The sequence below is a fragment of the Flavonifractor porci genome, assembly GCF_037572415.1.
Lineage (GTDB): Bacteria > Bacillota > Clostridia > Oscillospirales > Oscillospiraceae > Flavonifractor > Flavonifractor porci.
This window is the reverse complement of sequence record NZ_JBBHLB010000039.1, coordinates 1-553: the sequence shown is the minus strand read 5'-3', so window position 1 is coordinate 553 and position 553 is coordinate 1. Positions and strand designations below refer to the sequence as shown.

Annotated in this window: 1 protein-coding gene; it reads left to right on the top strand. The window is 47.2% G+C overall.

The genetic code is table 11. The annotated features are described in order from the left end of the window. Nucleotides 1-442, top strand: a 442-nt coding sequence (gene tnpA / locus WHJ28_RS16445) for an IS200/IS605 family transposase (RefSeq protein WP_340043094.1), incomplete at its 5' end; no start/stop codon positions are given. Nucleotides 443-553: the final 111 nt, after the last annotated feature.

Here is a 553-nt window from a genome sequence, read left to right as displayed (position 1 = left end):
TAGTTTATCTCATACACGATGGAATTGCAAATATCATATTGTATTTGCGCCGAAGTACCGCAGGAAGGTATTTTACAGAGAAAAGAAAGCGGCAATAGGAAAAATACTGCGGCAGTTGTGCGAGTGGAAAGGGGTAAAGATCATAGAAGCGGAAGGGTGCCCGAACCATATTCACCTGTTTGTAGAGATACCACCGAAACTATCAGTATCGCACTTTATGGGGTATCTGAAAGGGAAGAGCAGTACAATGCTGTATGAGCAATTCGGCGAGCTGAAATACAAATATCGGAACCGAGAATTTTGGTGCAGAGGGTACTATGTGGACACAGTCGGGAAAAATGAGAGCCGAATTGCGGAGTATGTGAGGAACCAACTAAAAGAGGACGAGATGGGAGAACAACTGAGAATCCCATCTAACAGCCCGTTTACGGGCGGCAAGTAGCAGTCCTCACGCAGTTGGCAGATCGTATTACGCGTTGCACGCGTCCGCGAGGAACAAAGGGCTATGCCCGCATAGTGACAACCACCAGCTTCGCTGGTGGATGTGTTCATT